This is a genomic window from Halobacillus litoralis (assembly GCF_020524085.2).
Taxonomy (GTDB): Bacteria; Bacillota; Bacilli; order Bacillales; family Halobacillaceae; genus Halobacillus; species Halobacillus litoralis_E.
Map to the genome: position 1 here is coordinate 2,474,987 of NZ_CP129016.1, position 17,012 is coordinate 2,491,998.

Genomic DNA, 17,012 nt, shown 5'->3' on the forward strand with positions numbered 1-17,012 from the left:
CTTCCCGTTAGCTTAGTGAAATCAAAATTAAGAGGAGTGGTTGGAAATGAAAAAACAAATCAACTGGAAAAAGTCTTTGATCGCTTTGCCTATGTCCGCAGCGCTTATGTTGCCGACAGCCACGGTTACATTTGCAGATGATCATGGTGATCACAATGAAAAAATGTCAGATGTAACGGTATCGACTCCCGCAGCTGATCTAAGAGCAACACTTGATCAGTCGCTTTCCGAGCACGCCTATCTTGCCGTTGTAACGATGCAGAAAGGAATTGAGGGTGCTGATGATTTTGATGCAGCAGCGGCTGCCCTTGAAGAAAATACACAAGATTTGACCGCAGCGATTGCTTCTGTGTATGGAGATGAAGCGGGGCAGCAGTTCGAATCGATGTGGTCTGAACATATCGGATATTTTGTTGATTACGTCAAAGCGACAGCTGAAGAAGATGAAGCAGGACGTGAAGAAGCGTTGAACAACTTGGACAACTATCGTGAAGATTTCTCCATGTTCTTGGAAACAGCTACGGATGAACGATTGGAAGCCTCCGCACTAGCTGAGGGTCTTCAAATGCACGTGAATCAACTCATCGGTGCTTTTGACAATTATGAAGAAGGCGACTTCGATGAAGCTTATCAAAAACTCCGCATGAGTATCGACCATATGTATGGGGTCGGAAAAGGTCTATCAACAGCGATTACCGACCAATTCCCGGATAAATTCGAAAACACGAATCCAGCGACACCGGCTGCAGACCTTCGTGCAGACTTGAACCATTTGCTATCTGAACATGCAGCACTTGCCGTCCTTGCGATGCAAAAAGGTGGAGATGGTGCGGAAGACTTTGAAAATGCCGCAGCTGCGCTCAGCAACAATACAGAAGATCTGACAGCGGCCATTACTTCTGTTTATGGTGACGAAGCTGGACAACAGTTTGAAGACATGTGGTCTGAGCATATCGGTTACTTCGTGGACTACGTAGAAGCGACAGGGGCAGGAGATGAAGAAGCGAAAGAACAAGCGCTGACTGCTTTGGACGGTTACCGAGCAGACTTCTCCAAATTTCTTGATACGGCGACAGAAGGTGGATTAGAAGCAGAAGCTACAGCTGAAGGTCTGCAAATGCACGTGAACCAATTGACGGGGTCTTTTGATAGTTATGTAGATGGTGACTTCGATGGTGCCTATGACCAGCTTCGTGAAGCTTATGCTCACATGTATGGAGTAGGTGAAGGACTGTCTGGGGCCATCGTCGCCCAAAACCCTGACATGTTTGCCTCCGACATGCCTTCTGAAATGCCAGATACAGGTCTTGGTGGAACAGCAGATAACGGATTGAACGCTTGGATGATCGCCTTCGCAAGCATGGCAGCCGTCCTATTCGCCGCAGTCATCGGCGTACGCAAAAGCAAAAATAATGCATAATGAATAACACCTAAAATTTACCACAACAGGTCATACGGATATTTCCATCTTAAATCTCTAGCACAGGGGAATTTAATAAAGAAGCATGGACCGCATGATGAACGGGTGGTCGATTATGCCGACCATAAGATGATAGGAACCCTGGATAAACAGGCATCTACTAGAGTAGATGCCTGTTTTTATTTTTAATTTTTGCCTTTTACAAGCTTAATTGTTGAATGAATATATATTTGGAAATGCTGATGTAACTCAGGAAATAATGATATGATGGCCGAATAATGGTTAGCCAACTCTCCATAAATATAGATCAAAAAATCAGCTTATCATACGGCTGAAGTATTATATGTTAGATTTATAGGTAGACGCTGAAGGAGGGATGGAGATGCAATACTTAGGGATTGATTTATCGGGGCCCAGTAACAGTAAGGACACGGTACTTGTTCATTTTAAGAAGCAGAGAGACAAACTCTATTATGAACACCATGAAACGTCTATAAATGACCATGCTTTAATTACATATATTGAATCTCTAGCAAATACAGATTCTGTCACCATCGGCATAGACGCTCCATTATCCTATGAAGACGGTGGAGGAGACAGGGAAAGTGATCGAGACTTAAGGTCATTTGTAACTGGTCTGGGTATGAAAGGGGCCTCTATCATGCCGCCGACGATGATGCGCATGGTATACTTATCGTTGAGAGGGATCCGCATCACGAGGGAAATCGAACGCCTTTGCACGCAATATGAGATTCATCTCGTGGAAGTTCATCCTGGTGCTGCCCTTGGAGCAAGAATGGAAACAGTTGACGATGTCCTTCACTACAAGAAAGAGCTCTCCATTCGTAAGAGGATTAGGGAATGGTTTGAAACACAGCAATTAATCCGTATCCCGAAAGCAATGGCCGAGGAATCCCATACCATCGATGCTTGTGCTGCTGCTCTTGCTGCCTGGCACTGGCAGGATCCTGACTACGAACCCGCATGGCTTTATAAAGCTGCCTTACCTCTTCACCCTTATGATTTTTGTTGTTGATTTGAAAATTCCTCTTTGAAGATTTCAGGTAATAAGTTATGTAAATTACAACTTAATGGTATATACGAAATAGACGGTTAGATAAGGAAGGGGACTAGATCATTATGGAAACCTATAATGAAAGAAGAGCCATTCGAAAGGAAGAAAACACCGGTACAACTTCCGGTTTATGCGAAGGATATATTCAGACCAATATGGTGACACTGCCGCAAGAATATGCCTTCGATTTCTTGTTATTCTGCATGCGGAATCCGAAGCCTTGTCCTTTGGTCGAAGTGATGGAAGCGGGGCAGACCACACCCAAAGTGGCGGACGCAGATATAAGAACTGACTTGCCACGTTATCGGGTTTATCGAGAAGGGAAGTTTTCGGAAGAAGTCCTGAATATATCAGACGTGTGGCAGGATGATTTTGTGACATTCCTGATCGGGTGCAGCTTCACTTTTGAAAAAGCGCTCCTTGATGGTGGGATTCCGTTGTTCCACCAGGAGCAGAAAAAAGTCGTGCCGATGTTCGATACAACGATCCCGTTAGAGACAGCTGGTATTTTTAAAGGGAACATGGTCGTCAGTATGCGGGCGGTCCCTAACCATTTAGTTGATCAGGCACTTGCCATTTCCGATCGGTTTGAACAGTCTCACGGCAGTCCTGTCCATATCGGATCTCCAGAAGAAATCGGCATCAAGGATATACAGAATCCGGATTACGGGGAAGCGGTCAATTTTGATTCTGCAGAAGCGACGCCTGTGTTTTGGGCATGTGGTGTAACCCCACAAAATGCTGCCCTCCAAGCGAAGCCTTCCATTATGATTACCCATGCCCCCGGCCATATGTTGATTACCGATCAGTTGGATCCGAATTATGAAAATGGGTAACTCTTACCAAACGAGATTCCGAACTTGCAACAAAGCCCCTGTAGTGATAAGTTTTTCTTAACAAAACCTTTACAAAAACAGGAGCGATACATATGGATACACAATCTCAGATGAAGCTTTTTACATTAAACTCCAATGAACCATTGGCTCAAGAAATATCAGAAATTCTCGAAGTTCCTTTAGGGAAAAGTAAAGTTGTCCGTTTCAGCGACGGAGAAGTTCAAATTAATATTGAAGAAAGTGTCCGCGGTGACGATATCTACCTGATTCAGTCCACATCCCAACCCGTCAATGAGCATGTGATGGAGATGTTGATCATGGTCGATGCGTTGAAGCGAGCTTCTGCCAAAACGATTAATGTCGTCATTCCTTATTATGGCTATGCACGACAGGACCGCAAAGCCCGTGCCCGTGAACCGATCACGGCGAAATTGATTGCCAACCTTCTGGAAAAAGCAGGAGCTGACAGAGTCATCTCCTTGGACTTGCATGCCCCACAGATTCAGGGTTTCTTCAATATTCCTGTTGATCAGCTGCAGGGAATTCCGATTCTAGGGGAGTACTTCAGAACGAAAGACATCAAAGACCTCGTGGTCGTCGCTCCTAATACAAGCGGCTTGAACCGTGTAAGGAAAATGGCGAACATCCTTGATGCTCCACTCGCGTTCATCGATAAACGAAAAGCGGAGCCCGGAGAACCTGAAGTCCGTGACGTCGTCGGAGAAGTCGAAGGGAAGAACGTCATCATCGTTGATGATATGATGGATACAGCCGATACCGTTACTGTGGCTGCCGATATTCTCTATGAGAATGGCGTCAGTGATATTTATGCCTGCGGTACGCACGCGGTGTTATCCGATCCGGCTGTTATAAAAATCGAACAGTCGCCGATTAAGGAATTAGTGATTACGAACTCCATCTTCCAGCCTGAAGAAAAACAGATTGATAAGATGACCGTTCTTTCTGTCGCGCCATTGTTGTCCGATGCGCTGCTGCGCGTCCAGCACGAGCATTCCGTGAGTGTCTTGTTCGATTAATATCTAGTATTTGAAAGAACCTCTTTCCGAAGAGGTTCTTTTTTTATGTGAACAATCATTCTAGATCTATGAAAATACAGTTGCACATACAATACTGTATGACATATACTAAGTGTAGATAGTGTTTGTCGTACAGTATGAAGAGGAGTGAAGATTTTGAGTCAACTACTGAACTCATTGCTGACCGAACAGCGGAGGGGGAATCTGACGTTAGCGGTTTTAAGTCAGCTCCGTACCCCGCAATATGGGTACTCTCTCGTTAAACGATTAGAAGATTCAGGCATCACCATCGAACAAAGTACGCTGTACCCTTTGCTTCGCAGGTTGGAAAAAAAGGACCTGGTCACGAGCAGTTGGGATACATCAGAGTCTCGCCCCCGGAAATATTATGTGTTGAGTGATTACGGGGAAGGTGTTTTTCAGATATTGAAGGAAGAATGGAAAAAAGCCACAAATGAATTGTTCCGTTTATTGGAGGAGGAGAACAATGAGATGGATTGATGTCTACTTACAAGAAGTTGAACGCCGGCTTCCGGAAAAGAATCGGGAAGACATCTTACTTGAAATCCGGTCGACCATTGAGGATATGCTTCCGGAGAACCCCACAGAGGAGGAGGTCAAAGATACCCTTCAGGAATTGGGCGATCCTGTAAAGCTTGCGCATGGATATAGTGAAAGACCCATGCATCTCATTGGGCCGCGCTATTATGATACTTATATTTCTCTTATCAAAATGATCCTGCCGATTGCGATTACGATTTCTTTAATCACGCTTATCGCCGAGAATATCATGGGTTCTGTCGATGAAGGCAACTTGATCATGATGATCCTCGCCATTGTCGGGGAAGGCGTCTGGCGAGTAATTTCCGTTGGCGTCCAAGTCTTTTTCTGGATTACGATCATTTTCGCCCTCCTTGAGCGTGTGGACCTCGGCATAGATGGCGAAGATCTAAGGTCTCAACGTAAAAAATGGGTACCAGAAGATTTGAAAAAAGTCGCTCATGTCCCTAAGAAACGTGCGATCTCCCAATGGGAAGTATATGGTGCTTTTCTCTGGACAGCGATCTGGGGCACCGTTTACTTCCACGCTGACCATTTGCTAGGGATCTATGAAAACCAAGGCGAAGGGCTCACCTTCATCACCCCGGCCCTTAATCAAGATGTCCTGATCAGCTATTGGGCCGGAGTCGTCCTGGTCATTGGCCTGGAGATCGCTTTGGCCCTTTATAAATTATTGAAAAAAGAATGGACCAAAGGCGTAGTATGGTTCAATACCATTCAGGAACTCCTATCCATAGGGATTTTCGTTTGGATCATTACGAACGAAAGGCTGTTTCAACCAGCGTTCATCGGCTATATCGCGGATCTTTTCGGGGTGAATGCAGCACAAGTCGAGAGCGGCCTAGCTTGGAGGATAGCTGCGATCTTTATCATTTTCGCCGTGTGGAACATCATGGATGGATGGATAAAGTATAAAAGAGGCGTAAGGAAGACGAAGTTAAAACATGAATTCGAGTAAGATAGAACAAAATGGATGGTACTAGCATTATGTACGTTAACGATCGTCAAGGGTATTTCCTTAGTTGGCACGCAGTCATACTTTAATATCAAAGAGATTGAGAATGCCAGTAATCATGTAATGAGAACGGTGGAACACCAAAAATTGAACGTGACTTTCTGGCCATGAATTATTCTTTTGATTTTTGAATGTCAAACGGAAGCAGGTTCAGGAATCTAACACGGTAGAGAGTGATCACGTATTAAAATGCAAGCAGCACATGTTCGAACATGTGCTGCTTTTTTTCTATGTTCTTTTATTATTTTCTTAGAAAAATCAGCAAAATGTGTGGACGAAGGAGTGTCGCGTCATAGAATAATCGCTCACAGTTAATTAGAGTGTCTCAGCTGTCAAATGCTCTAACATCCTATCAATCTTTACCTTCCTTCGATTTGACGAGTTGTACGAACATCTCTATAATTAGTCCCTATGTGTTCAAAAAAGTCTTAATACAAGAGGAGTATTCGTTTTCTGAACGTCTAAAGAACAAAGCCATTGTATATTCGTCATCGATTTAAAAATATATTAACTATCACAGGTTAGAAAACCTAGGAGGAAAATAATGAACGAAAAAACGAATAGGAGAACGAGAATTGACTGGATCACATTCAGCATCAGCGGAGGCTTTCTCGTCTTATTTTTACTATTGTCTCTATTAAACAAAGACCTGATGGGAGAATGGATCTCAAGCTCGTTCGACTTTTCTGTTACATTCTTTGGTGCCTTTTGGCAACTGCTGCTGCTTGCTACATTCGTAGTCGGCGTCGCGCTTGCCCTATCGAAATATGGAAAAGTGAAATTAGGAAAAAAAGATTCACCGGAAAACGGCTGGTTCCGCTGGGTCTCTATGATTCTTTGTACATTACTGGCAAGTGGGGGCGTTTTCTGGGCAGCCGGAGAACCGATCTATCATTTCTTAACGACGCCACCTCTTTTTGCGGATGAGGGGATGACAAGTGCACAGGCCGTGGTCCCTGGTTTAGCCCAAAGCTTTTTCCACTGGGGCTTTACCGCATGGGCATGTTTAGGTACGGTAGCTACAATTGTACTGATGTATGCGCACTATCATAAAGGATATCCGTTAAAACCACGGGCGATTTTGTATCCGATGGTAGGAGAGAAAATTTTCAATAAGAAAAGCGTTTTGGGAGCTGCAGCAGATATTGTTTCCGTCATTGCCGTAGCCGCTGGAACCATTGGACCAATCGGCTTCTTAGGCTTACAAGTCGGTTATGCTCTCAATTATTTATTCAATATCCCGGATACCCTGTTCACTCAGTCACTCGTGATCATTTTCCTTGTAACGATTGCTGCCATTTCTGCAGCTTCAGGCGTGGATAAAGGGATCCAACTGCTCAGTCGTCTGAACGTAGGATTTGCCGTGGTTCTGATGATCGGCATGCTCATTCTAGGACCAACTATGTTTATCATCGATTCATTCATCTCCGCAGAAGCATTTCAACTTCAAAACTTCCTGCGCATGAGTCTTTACAGGGGCGATAGTGGCTGGCTCGGTTATTGGACCGTCTTCTTCTGGGGCTGGTTCCTCGGTTTCGGACCGGCGATGGCGATGTTCATCAGCCGCATTTCCAGAGGTCGTACGATTCGTGAACTGATTCTTGCCGTAGCGATCCTCGCTCCAATCGTAAGTAACTTCTGGTTTGCCGTTGTCGGAGGATCTGGTTTATTTTATGAATTGGAATCACCAGGAGCTGTTTCCACAGCCTTGAATGAAACAGGCATGCCTGCCGCCGTCATGGCGATTATGGAACAAGTACCATTCGGAATGGTCATGGCCGCCGGGTTCTTAATTGTAACAATCATCTTTGTCGCAACCACAGCCGATTCGATGTCCTATTCCGTCGCAGTTACCATCACAGGCGATACCCATCCGCCACGTGTCCTTCGCGTCTTTTGGGCCCTGTTATTTGGAGGAATTGCTGCAACACTTCTTGGTATTGGAGAAAGCAGTATTCAAACCCTGCAAAACTTCATCGTAGTTACCGCTGTTCCAGTGTCTCTACTGTTGTTGCCACCTGTCTGGCTGGCACCGAAAGTGGCTAAGCGGATGGCGAAGGAACAAGGGCTGATTACGGAAAGAAGTGTACCTGTCTCTGTTGAGGAAAAAGAACGTAAAACATCATAAATAATGCCAAGCCGCTATTCTATCGTTTGTCACAGATAGAATAGCGGTTTTTTGCTATCCTGCTCAACGTGATTGTTCCAATTGATTGTGTAACGTGTATGTACCTCTTCAGCAGACCTTTACACGGTCAGGTTTGAGGTCTGCTGAAGATTTAATATACATACGATAATTAGAGGAAATGGAGTACCCTTTTTCTGTTTAAGTTTGTTCATCAGGAGTTTATTTCAACTTTTCTAATGTAGACCATTTTCCTCAACGATCTTCATTTCTTTTGGAATATGGTACAAGGAAGTGATAAATATTATGAATTCTAACAAAGTAAGAATGATATTATGGGTAACAGTTGGAATTATTCTTTTGGCTCTCCCTATCCTAACCAACCAGCTTATGACGTTTCGTTGGTTCAAAGTTGTCGGGGATGAAAAAACCTGGATCGCTTTCTACGGTAGTTACCTTGGTGGAATCATTGGAGGGTTGATGACTCTGGCAGGTGTTCTGCTAACCTTAAACGTTCAAACAAAAAATAAGCATCAAGAAGATGAAGTGAATGAACATAAGACGCTTCTCATGCTCTATCCGAAATTTCTTTTGATCAAATCAAATTTAAAGGACATTCGAATTTCTTTGGAAAACAATCATCAAATGACCGGAAAGGGACTCGAGTGGAATAAGATAGAGCGCGACATGTTTAAGTGGAGAATAAACAGGTTGGCAGAAAAACTTAACTTTCTGGAAGAAATAGATTCTAGTAAGCTGCTTCCAGAAACGATTGTAAAACTCATGGACTTGAACAGAGAATTAGAAAACATATATGTTGCCGTATCAGTATTGGAGGGGAACTTTGAAAGTGGGTTTCCACCTGAATCATGGGAGGAATATTCCCGTGGAGTTAAAGGTGCTATTGACCTGTTGGATTTAACGATTAAGGATTTGATTATTCGTTAAAGTTTCGGTTCCACCGAATGAGAACTGGATTAGTGATCTCCTAACTAAGGTGTCTTACACAAAATTCCTTCCTATTCTTTCTCAAGAGATTTGTTCTTAACTTGCGTTTTCGCTATGTCGTAGAGTAGGTTTCTGCCTTTTCCTATTAGGGAAAATGGTTTTTATAAAACCTACTCAGGAGGAATCACAATGCCTAAAGAAACCAAGCAAACCTTTCACATCACAGATTACAAAGACTTCAACCGTGTCTGCGTAGAAAATGATGGACTAGCCTTTCCTGAACTCAAAAAAATGATGGAAGACTACATACTAAGTCAGGCCACCATGGAGTTCAAAGAATGCTGGATCCAGGATCAGCAGGTGGCAGAAGGCGAAGTCAGAACGGTCCAGGTCAATTTCGTGGATACGAACTCAAATAACTTTATCCGCCTTTGGGGTTCGAAAAACAATCAAACCGAAGAAGTATTGAATATGAAAGTGGATGCGATTGATTTGAATACGGAAGAGCTCGTCTATGAGCGTCAATTAGTATAAAGTGTAGAGAAGGCTGACAGCAGAGGCCTTCTCTTTTTTATGGGAGTTATGTATAAATATATTTATACATAACACTATATTTACTAATTTGTATTATACCTGACGCCGTTCTACAATTAGACTCGTAAATAAATTCACTTTCTCAGGAGGAATGAAAAAAATGAGTAATCATATACTGATGGTCGTTACGACGGCGGATAAAATGAATGATGAGTTGGACACGGGTCTTTGGCTTTCTGAATTTGGGGAAGCTTATGTAGAATTTGCGAATAAAGGGTATGATATTACTATCGCAAGCCCGAAAGGTGGGAAAGCGCCGGTGGATGATCGTAGTCTGGAAGGTGGCGAAACACCTCAGGAAATTCTCGATACGGCGAAGTATTTGGAAGATACCGTGAAGATTGATGACGTCAAAGACGTTTCCAAGTTTGATGCGATCTTCTTGCCGGGAGGTCATGGAACGATGTTCGATCTTCCAGATAACAAGAAGCTCCATGAAACCATCCGTGACCTTTATGAAGCGGACAAAGTAGTGGCAGCGGTTTGTCATGGTCCGGCAGGTCTTGTGGGTGTGACGCTTTCCGATGGTTCACCGATTGTGAAAGGACAAACGGTTACGGCATTCACAGATGAAGAGGAGCGTGCAACGACGTTGGATGCGCACATGCCATTCCTGCTGGAAACGCGTCTGCGTGAGCTTGGGGCAGACTTCGTCGGTGAAGATAATTGGACGGACCACGTGCAAGTATCCGGCCACCTGATTACAGGCCAGAACCCTCAGTCAACCATCAGCGTTGCCAAAGCAGTCATCAACCAGCTTGAAAAATAATGAAGTTTGGAGGAGCCTGTGAGATGAACATCTTACAGGTTCTTTCGTTCTGAAAAGGAGAGAAACCATGATAACGATCAATGCAATCATTCAAGCGAAACAAGGACAGGAAGACGCTCTGTTCACGGAATTGAAAAAGGTGGTTGAACCTTCAAGGAAAGAAACGGGGTGTGTGGAATATACGTTGCACCAATCATTGGACGATGAAGGGACCTTTGTTTTTTATGAAACGTGGGAAGATGAAACGGCGTTGAAAGCGCATGTTGAATCAGGTCATTATCAAGCTTACCGCGAGGCGACAGCCGAACTAACTGAATCACGCTCGGTTCATAAACTGCGGAAAGTATGAATCCATGATTGATTTTGAATGGTATCGCAGTTTCATCAGTATTTACAAGCACGGTTCCGTGTCCGCGGCTGCCAAAGCGCGCTTCATGACTCAACCAGCGATGAGCCAGCATTTAGCTGCACTGGAGTCAGAAGTCGGAGAACCGCTCTTTAATAGGGCACCAAGAAAAATGGTTCCCACGGATCGAGGAAAGGAATTGTACACGAAACTTGTGCCACTCATTGAGAACCTGGAAAGCACGACACAGGAAATTAAACAGACCTCCAACCATCCGTCCGAGATGCCGCTCCTCAAGCTGGGTTCACCGGTAGAGTTTTTTACAGGGAGAGTTCTGGAGAAGGTCAGGTCTCTGGATATCCGGTACCTTGTCCACTTTGGTACGGCGTCCACGCTTCTGAACCAACTGATTAACGAAGAAGTTGATGTAATCATGACACCGCAGAAACAGACAGTTACCGGAATTGAATACACCCAATTGGAAGTGGAGACATTCGTTGTCGTGGCACCAAAAAATATGAAGGTTGAGGAAGAATGGAGTGACATCGAATCCTGGCTGCACGAGCAGGCCTGGCTGAGTTATGGACTCGATCTTCCGATCATTCGTCGGTATTGGCGCGAACATTTCAACAAACGGCCGGATGTAAAAGCGAAACATATCATCCCCAACCTGCAGTCGATTCTGAAGGCTATTGAAAAAGGGATGGGGATCAGTGTGCTGCCGTTGTACTTGATTGAAGAAGCAGTAAAAGAAACGAAGGTACAGATCCTCTTTCCTGAAGTATCTGTAGAAAATGCTCTTTACGCTGCTTACCGGATCGACCAGCGTGATGAGCCGAATATCAAGACCATGATTCAACAGTGGAAAAAATAAGACCGTGTCCTCCTCATGGTAGAGAAGACACGGTCTTTGTGTGTTATGAGTTGACGGTTGTTCCTTTTACCTGTTTCACAAACTCTTTCATAATCGAAGGCAGGTCTGGCCATGCGTGACCAGAGATGAGGTTGTCATCGACATAATTCATTTCATCCATGTATTCGGCACCGATACTCTCTACTTCAGGTCGACATGCATGATAGGCGGTCATCTTACGTCCTTCTACAACATCAGCGATTGTTGTCAGAACAAGGCTGCCATGGCACATGACGGCAATCGGTTTTTCAGCGATGAAGAAATGGCTGACGATTCCCGGAAGATCATCGTGCATACGGATATGTTCAGGGGCGCGGCCTCCTGGAATGATCAGCGCATCATAATCATTCGGGTCGACTTGTTCGAAAGTCATGTTTGAGTCAATCATGTATCCTTTTTTCTCAGTGTATGTTTCCCAGTCTTCAAAATCGTGGATAACCGTATTCAGTTTCTTCTGGTGAGGTGCGGCAATATCGACATCAAAACCTTCTTCCAAGCAGCGGAAATAAGGATAGTACACTTCTAAAGCCTCGACAGCATCTCCGGTGACGATCAACACTTTCTTTGCAGTCATCTTTCACCCTCCTAAAGTAGAATTACATAAGGTGTAGTACCCTTATTTTCATCATTGATAACCACATTTTTTTTGCAGTTCAACGAACATATCGGCATGTTCGTTGGTTTTGTTAAACTCCAAGAGAAAGTTAAAAAGGCTTAGTGGAAGATAACTTTTATTATGAAGAAAACCTGACAACAGGAAGCACTCGCTGTCAAGTTTTCATGGTAAGGTATAGGTAGAATGAAAGTAAGGGAGGGGGCGCCATGACTTGGATCCAGTCGATGCAGAAGGCGATTGACTTCATGGAAGAGCACTTATTAGAAGACATCACCATGGAAGAAATCGCACAGGCTGCTCATACATCACCCTTCCATTTCCAGCGCATTTTCAGCCTGCTTAGAGATACGACGGTCGCGGAATATTTGCGCAGGCGGAGGTTGACGCTCGCAGCGCAGGAATTAAGAAAAGGGAAGTGTAAAATCATCGATGTCGCTTACTCGTATGGCTATGAAACTCCCGAGTCTTTTTCCCGGGCGTTCCGGAAGCAGCATGGCATCTCACCACGAGAAGCGCGAAGTTACCGAGGGAAGATGACCGCATACAACCGCCTGGTCATTCAGGTGAATTTGAAAGGAGCTGATCCGATGGAGTATGAAGTGGTGGAAAAAGATGCGTTTCAGGCTGTTGGTTTGAAAGAAGAGTTTTCTTGTGTAAACGGTGAGAATTTGAAAGGGATTCCTCAATTGTGGGGAAAAGTGAATGGAGAGGGTACAGACCAGAAATTATTAAAAGAAAACAATGGTCCTGTAAAAGGTCTTCTGGGCATTTGTGTCGACAAAACGGCTGAGAAAAAGAACCACATTGACTACTGGATTGCAGCTGCTCACGAGGGTGGAGAAGTGGAAGGTTTGGAGATGATGGAGGTTCCTAAAGCGAAGTGGGCGATCTTCGGTGTTCATGGCTCCATGCCGCATGCCATGCAGGAAACGTGGAAGAAGATCTATTCGGAGTGGTTTCCATCGAGCGGTTATGAAAATGCCGGTGGTCCAGAACTCGAAGTCTATCACGATGGGAACCCGAACAGTGAAGATTATTACTCGGAAATATGGATTCCAGTCAAATAAGTAGGAAGAGCACAGTCCTTTGTCGGATTGTGCTTTTTCTTATAGAATAAAGGATTTTATTGCCAAAATGTAGAAGATAAAGAGTGTTAATCCTATCAAACGGGGGGAAGTCGTGAGATTATTTTTTCTGTTTCTCGCTGTTTTGCTGATCACGGAAACCTAAAAGGGTCATTTTGGAGAGGAAGGAAAGACCGTGAGCTTTTTTACAGGAGTCTATCAAATTAATGTGAGAGTAAAAGAAATCAAAAAGGCTAGAGATTTGGATGGAAATCTATTAGAAGCTTATTTACCTGGGCTTTATGAGGAAGACTGGTTCAAGCCGTATCGTTGAGGAGGGGAAGGTTTGGAAGTCGGTTATACCATATGTTTCATCAAGCGTGGAGATGAATTGCTGCTGTTGAATAGAAACTCGCCTCCTGTTCAGGGAATGTGGAACGGTGTAGGAGGAAAAATAGAGGATGGAGAAACGCCCCTTTCCTGTGTGCAGCGTGAAGTGGCAGAAGAAACAACTCTGTTCCTTGAAGAACATCTATTCGAATATAAAGGGACCATTTCATGGGCAATAGATGGGGAGAGATCAGGCGGGATGGAGGCGTTTATCGTGACGGTCAATGATGATGACCTCTATCCTGCCCCTGTCGAAATCGATGAAGGCATTTTAACTTGGAAAAACGTGTCCTGGGTCCTTTCAGAAGACAATCACGGGGTCAGTCCGATGATCCCTTATTATTTACATACGGTATTGAATGTGAATCAAGAAGTTCATCACCATTTTACAGTAGATCATGGGAAAATCGTTGAATACGTCAAAGGGGAGGAGAGAGGGCATGTTGTTGTTCCGTGAGTTGAAACAAGAAGACTGGAAAAAGATCCATACCTATGCATCAAAACCGGAGGTCTCCCAATATCAGCCGTGGGGCCCGAACTCTGAAAAGGATACACAGGACTATGTCCAGCACTTGGTCCATGAAATCAGGCAGCCTGAACCCCAAAAACATGCGTGGGCCATTTTACGTGAGGTGGATGAAGAGCTCCTAGGCGTTGCGGAATTGACGATTTTGAATACCTATCATCAAGTCGGCGAAATAGCTTACATCCTACATCCCGACGAATGGGGCCGGGGCATGGGGACAGAAGTAGCGAAGAAGTTGATTGGCGACGGATTCCAAACTTTCCAGCTGAAGCGGATCCAGGCGACTTGTCATCCTGAAAACAAAGGTTCGATAAGGGTGTTGGAGAAGTGCGGCATGGAGATGGAAGGGCGATTGCGAGGGCACTTGAAAATGAAAGAGGGTCGTCGTGATTCCCTGCTTTTTAGTGTGGTGAACGATGGATAAGTGGCGAGGGGCGGCAGCTGTCTGTATGAATGATAAGAACGAACTTTTGATGGTCCTTCAGGGTAAGCCGGAAGAAAAGAAAACCTGGACCGTGCCTTCTGGAGGGATTTTTGAAGGGGAAAGTTTGGAACAATGCTGTGAGAGGGAGACGTTTGAAGAAACAGGTTATCTCATCCGTGTGGGTGAAAGGCTGCAAACGAAGAGAGGAAGGATCGGGAAGACGGATATCCGTGTCGATTACTTTTTCTGCTGGGTCACTGGTGCAGCTATGCAGATTCATGACCCTGATCATTTGATCCATGAGATTCGTTGGGTTTCAAAAGAAGAGCTGACCAAATTGCAACTTTCTTTTCCTGAAGACCAGCCTTTTTTAAATCAGATGCTGATAAAACAGAAGGAAGGAGTGGATCGTACATGAAGCTGCTTGTCATTGGCGGGACGAAATTTCTTGGAAGGCACATCGTTGAATCAGCTTTGAACAAGGGTCATGAGGTGACGTTATTTCATAGAGGGAAGACCAATCCGGGCTTATTTGAGGAGGTGACCAACATTTTCGGGGACAGGGAAAAACGAGAGGACCTGGAAAAGCTGGGAGATCAGAAATGGGATGCGGTCATAGATACGTGCGGGTATAAACCTTCCACCGTATCGAAGAGTCTGGATGTCCTTGCCGCCTGCACGGAGAAGTACGTGTTCATCTCCACGATATCTGTCTACCCGGATTTGACCAGTGTTCATAATTTGGAAGAAACCGTAGAACCGATAACTTTGACTGAGGAAGAACTGGAACGAGCGGAACAAACAGAAGAGTTTGAGCCAGCCTTATATGGACCTTTGAAAGCTCATTGTGAGCAGGAAGTCCAAAAACGGATCAAAGATAGAGGAATCATCATCCGTCCGGGATTGATTGTAGGACCTCATGATCCGACTGATCGTTTTACATACTGGCCTTCAAGAATTGCGGAGGGAGGGGAAGTGCTCGCTCCCGGCAGGAAGGATCAACAGATTCAGTTCATTGATGTAAGAGATTTAGCGGATTGGATTGTCCACCTGTCTGCTACTGAACACACAGGTGTCTTCAATGCCAACGGTCCTGAATCCAAGCTGACGATGCAAAATTTACTGGATACATGTGCCTCGACGTTTAATGAAGAGGTGTCTTTGACATGGATACCTGCACAGTTTTTGACAGATGAAGGCCTACAGCCGTGGAAAGATCTTCCGGTTTGGATTCCGACAGAAAAAGATTTCAGTCAGGATGTGTCGAAAGCGATTCAGTGTGGGCTGAAATTCCGTCCGTTAAAAGAGACAATTTTGGACACGTACCACTGGGATAAGCAAAGAGTGGATGGTGTTAGAGATGCAGGATTGACAAAGGATCAAGAAGCTTCCGTTTTGAAAAAGTGGCATAGACAATGAGTCCGTCCATGGGCTATCAGGGAATCAAATCGCAGCAAGGTTTCATTGGGGAGCAAAAGTAAGGAACCAATGAGCAAAACATTTAGGAGGACTGTATGGAACGTTATTTTATAAAAGTCCGAGATAAAAAAGTCCGTGTTACCGAATGGGGAGAAAAGAGTCATCCTGTCATTTTCTGTTTACATGGACTAGGGTCGACGAGTCTCAGCTTTATCGAGATTGCGGAGGCCTTGCAAAAAGAATACCATGTCATCTCTATAGATACCCCTGGACATGGGCAGACAGATCCTTTTGACACAGTGGAAGAGTATGAAATGAAAGCAATGGTTCGCTGGTTGAAGGACGTACACTATGAGTTGAACCTTGAAGAATTCTATTTTCTTTCTCATTCATGGGGAAGTTTCATCGCTTTATTTTATGTTGATGCCTATCCAAACGATGTGTTGGGAAGCATCCTTCTGGACGGTGGATATCAGACGAAGCGTTTGGGGAATCAAACCGTCGAAGAGGAAGTGGTTTTTTATGAAGAAGACTTTGAAGAATCGATGGAAAGTTGGGAAACGTTCTTAGATGGAGCCGTCTTCGCACCGGGTGCCCGACGTTCAGATTCATTGGAGCTCGCTGCAGAGGACCTCGCTTTGAAAAAAGACGGAAGGTTTTATTGGCATGCCAGAGGCCGAACTGCGGCGTCGATGGTACGAGCGATGCACAAAGATGAAACCGCAGACCTTTATTACCGACTGCCTTCGGATCTGCTTTTATTACGATCCACTCAACAAGAGAGTATGGAGGTGCAAAGGAAGAAAACCGCTTCTATTTTTGAAAAAGAAACAGGGGCCGAGGTCGTGGAGGTGCCGGGAGCTTCTCATATGCTGCACTGGGATCGTCCCGAACTGGTCGTTCAATATATCAGAAATCAATGGAGTTGAAACGC

General features: G+C 44.6%; 20 protein-coding genes. 19 read left to right on the top strand and 1 reads right to left on the bottom strand.

Annotated elements, in window-relative coordinates:
- Nucleotides 1–58: 58 nt before the first annotated feature.
- From LC065_RS12555 to LC065_RS12610, 12 genes are all read left to right on the top strand, one after another.
- The gene (locus LC065_RS12555; RefSeq protein ID WP_226591659.1) at nucleotides 59–1,420 is read left to right on the top strand and encodes a copper amine oxidase; all 1,362 of its coding nucleotides are present in this window, start codon (nucleotides 59–61) and stop codon (nucleotides 1,418–1,420) included.
- 382 nt (nucleotides 1,421–1,802) lie between these two features.
- Nucleotides 1,803–2,456, top strand: coding sequence for a DUF429 domain-containing protein (locus LC065_RS12560; RefSeq protein ID WP_226590572.1), 654 nt, complete (start codon nucleotides 1,803–1,805; stop codon nucleotides 2,454–2,456).
- Nucleotides 2,457–2,560: 104 nt separating this feature from the next.
- Nucleotides 2,561–3,331 carry a putative hydro-lyase gene (locus tag LC065_RS12565; RefSeq protein WP_226590568.1) on the top strand — a complete coding sequence of 257 codons (771 nt, stop codon included), beginning with the start codon at nucleotides 2,561–2,563 and terminating at the stop codon, nucleotides 3,329–3,331.
- Between the two features lie 92 nt (nucleotides 3,332–3,423).
- Nucleotides 3,424–4,368: a ribose-phosphate diphosphokinase gene (locus LC065_RS12570; protein WP_226590566.1), complete on the top strand. Its 945-nt coding sequence runs from the start codon at nucleotides 3,424–3,426 to the stop codon at nucleotides 4,366–4,368.
- A 156-nt stretch (nucleotides 4,369–4,524) separates the two neighbouring features.
- Nucleotides 4,525–4,869: a PadR family transcriptional regulator gene (locus LC065_RS12575; RefSeq protein ID WP_226590563.1), complete on the top strand. Its 345-nt coding sequence runs from the start codon at nucleotides 4,525–4,527 to the stop codon at nucleotides 4,867–4,869.
- Entirely contained in the window at nucleotides 4,856–5,887 is a 1,032-nt protein-coding gene (locus tag LC065_RS12580) for an HAAS signaling domain-containing protein (RefSeq protein WP_226590561.1), read from the top strand. The genes LC065_RS12575 and LC065_RS12580 overlap by 14 nt, the downstream gene beginning before the upstream one ends.
- Before the next feature lie 601 nt (nucleotides 5,888–6,488).
- Nucleotides 6,489–8,072, top strand: a complete 1,584-nt coding sequence (locus tag LC065_RS12585; RefSeq protein WP_226590559.1) for a BCCT family transporter — start codon at nucleotides 6,489–6,491, stop codon at nucleotides 8,070–8,072.
- Between the two features lie 303 nt (nucleotides 8,073–8,375).
- Nucleotides 8,376–9,017: a hypothetical protein gene (locus LC065_RS12590; protein WP_226590557.1), complete on the top strand. Its 642-nt coding sequence runs from the start codon at nucleotides 8,376–8,378 to the stop codon at nucleotides 9,015–9,017.
- A gap of 189 nt (nucleotides 9,018–9,206) precedes the next feature.
- Complete coding sequence (locus LC065_RS12595; protein ID WP_226590555.1) at nucleotides 9,207–9,551, top strand: hypothetical protein; 345 nt, start codon at nucleotides 9,207–9,209, stop codon at nucleotides 9,549–9,551.
- Between the two features lie 160 nt (nucleotides 9,552–9,711).
- Complete coding sequence (locus tag LC065_RS12600) at nucleotides 9,712–10,380, top strand: type 1 glutamine amidotransferase domain-containing protein (RefSeq protein WP_226590552.1); 669 nt, start codon at nucleotides 9,712–9,714, stop codon at nucleotides 10,378–10,380.
- Between the two features lie 67 nt (nucleotides 10,381–10,447).
- Nucleotides 10,448–10,729 (top strand): putative quinol monooxygenase, encoded by a 282-nt coding sequence (locus LC065_RS12605; protein WP_226590550.1) that lies wholly within the window; start codon nucleotides 10,448–10,450, stop codon nucleotides 10,727–10,729.
- A 4-nt stretch (nucleotides 10,730–10,733) separates the two neighbouring features.
- Nucleotides 10,734–11,600, top strand: coding sequence for a LysR family transcriptional regulator (locus LC065_RS12610; RefSeq protein ID WP_226590548.1), 867 nt, complete (start codon nucleotides 10,734–10,736; stop codon nucleotides 11,598–11,600).
- 43 nt (nucleotides 11,601–11,643) lie between these two features.
- Here LC065_RS12610 and LC065_RS12615 read toward each other — a convergent pair whose 3' ends face one another.
- Complete coding sequence (locus LC065_RS12615; RefSeq protein WP_226590545.1) at nucleotides 11,644–12,213, bottom strand: DJ-1/PfpI family protein; 570 nt, start codon at nucleotides 12,211–12,213, stop codon at nucleotides 11,644–11,646.
- 248 nt (nucleotides 12,214–12,461) lie between these two features.
- Between LC065_RS12615 and LC065_RS12620 the strand changes: the two genes are divergently transcribed.
- The 7 genes from LC065_RS12620 (at nucleotide 12,462) to LC065_RS12650 (ending at nucleotide 17,007) form a co-directional block, all read left to right on the top strand.
- Nucleotides 12,462–13,322 (top strand): AraC family transcriptional regulator, encoded by an 861-nt coding sequence (locus LC065_RS12620; protein ID WP_226590542.1) that lies wholly within the window; start codon nucleotides 12,462–12,464, stop codon nucleotides 13,320–13,322.
- Between the two features lie 193 nt (nucleotides 13,323–13,515).
- Entirely contained in the window at nucleotides 13,516–13,653 is a 138-nt protein-coding gene (locus LC065_RS12625) for a hypothetical protein (protein ID WP_226590540.1), read from the top strand.
- Between the two features lie 12 nt (nucleotides 13,654–13,665).
- The gene (locus LC065_RS12630) at nucleotides 13,666–14,166 is read left to right on the top strand and encodes an NUDIX hydrolase (RefSeq protein WP_226590537.1); all 501 of its coding nucleotides are present in this window, start codon (nucleotides 13,666–13,668) and stop codon (nucleotides 14,164–14,166) included.
- Nucleotides 14,150–14,659 (top strand): GNAT family N-acetyltransferase, encoded by a 510-nt coding sequence (locus LC065_RS12635; protein ID WP_226590534.1) that lies wholly within the window; start codon nucleotides 14,150–14,152, stop codon nucleotides 14,657–14,659. Before LC065_RS12630 ends, LC065_RS12635 begins: the two co-directional genes overlap by 17 nt.
- On the top strand, nucleotides 14,652–15,077 hold the full coding sequence (locus tag LC065_RS12640) for an NUDIX hydrolase (RefSeq protein ID WP_226590531.1): 426 nt from the start codon (nucleotides 14,652–14,654) through the stop codon (nucleotides 15,075–15,077). The genes LC065_RS12635 and LC065_RS12640 overlap by 8 nt, the downstream gene beginning before the upstream one ends.
- Nucleotides 15,074–16,078 (top strand): SDR family oxidoreductase, encoded by a 1,005-nt coding sequence (locus tag LC065_RS12645; protein ID WP_226590528.1) that lies wholly within the window; start codon nucleotides 15,074–15,076, stop codon nucleotides 16,076–16,078. Before LC065_RS12640 ends, LC065_RS12645 begins: the two co-directional genes overlap by 4 nt.
- Before the next feature lie 95 nt (nucleotides 16,079–16,173).
- Nucleotides 16,174–17,007 (top strand): alpha/beta fold hydrolase, encoded by an 834-nt coding sequence (locus LC065_RS12650; RefSeq protein WP_226590526.1) that lies wholly within the window; start codon nucleotides 16,174–16,176, stop codon nucleotides 17,005–17,007.
- The last annotated feature ends 5 nt before the right edge of the window (nucleotides 17,008–17,012 follow it).

What these genes read in the sequence shown, in the direction of transcription:
- LC065_RS12560 (WP_226590572.1), top strand. Translation starts at nt 1,803, where the DNA reads ATGCAATACTTAGGGATTGATTTATCGGGGCCCAGTAACAGTAAGGAC.
- LC065_RS12565 (WP_226590568.1), top strand. Translation starts at nt 2,561, where the DNA reads ATGGAAACCTATAATGAAAGAAGAGCCATTCGAAAGGAAGAAAACACC.
- LC065_RS12570 (WP_226590566.1), top strand. Translation starts at nt 3,424, where the DNA reads ATGGATACACAATCTCAGATGAAGCTTTTTACATTAAACTCCAATGAA.
- LC065_RS12580 (WP_226590561.1), top strand. Translation starts at nt 4,856, where the DNA reads ATGAGATGGATTGATGTCTACTTACAAGAAGTTGAACGCCGGCTTCCG.
- LC065_RS12585 (WP_226590559.1), top strand. Translation starts at nt 6,489, where the DNA reads ATGAACGAAAAAACGAATAGGAGAACGAGAATTGACTGGATCACATTC.
- LC065_RS12590 (WP_226590557.1), top strand. Translation starts at nt 8,376, where the DNA reads ATGAATTCTAACAAAGTAAGAATGATATTATGGGTAACAGTTGGAATT.
- LC065_RS12595 (WP_226590555.1), top strand. Translation starts at nt 9,207, where the DNA reads ATGCCTAAAGAAACCAAGCAAACCTTTCACATCACAGATTACAAAGAC.
- LC065_RS12600 (WP_226590552.1), top strand. Translation starts at nt 9,712, where the DNA reads ATGAGTAATCATATACTGATGGTCGTTACGACGGCGGATAAAATGAAT.
- LC065_RS12605 (WP_226590550.1), top strand. Translation starts at nt 10,448, where the DNA reads ATGATAACGATCAATGCAATCATTCAAGCGAAACAAGGACAGGAAGAC.
- LC065_RS12610 (WP_226590548.1), top strand. Translation starts at nt 10,734, where the DNA reads ATGATTGATTTTGAATGGTATCGCAGTTTCATCAGTATTTACAAGCAC.
- LC065_RS12615 (WP_226590545.1), bottom strand. Translation starts at nt 12,213, where the DNA reads ATGACTGCAAAGAAAGTGTTGATCGTCACCGGAGATGCTGTCGAGGCT.
- LC065_RS12620 (WP_226590542.1), top strand. Translation starts at nt 12,462, where the DNA reads ATGACTTGGATCCAGTCGATGCAGAAGGCGATTGACTTCATGGAAGAG.
- LC065_RS12635 (WP_226590534.1), top strand. Translation starts at nt 14,150, where the DNA reads ATGTTGTTGTTCCGTGAGTTGAAACAAGAAGACTGGAAAAAGATCCAT.
- LC065_RS12640 (WP_226590531.1), top strand. Translation starts at nt 14,652, where the DNA reads ATGGATAAGTGGCGAGGGGCGGCAGCTGTCTGTATGAATGATAAGAAC.
- LC065_RS12645 (WP_226590528.1), top strand. Translation starts at nt 15,074, where the DNA reads ATGAAGCTGCTTGTCATTGGCGGGACGAAATTTCTTGGAAGGCACATC.
- LC065_RS12650 (WP_226590526.1), top strand. Translation starts at nt 16,174, where the DNA reads ATGGAACGTTATTTTATAAAAGTCCGAGATAAAAAAGTCCGTGTTACC.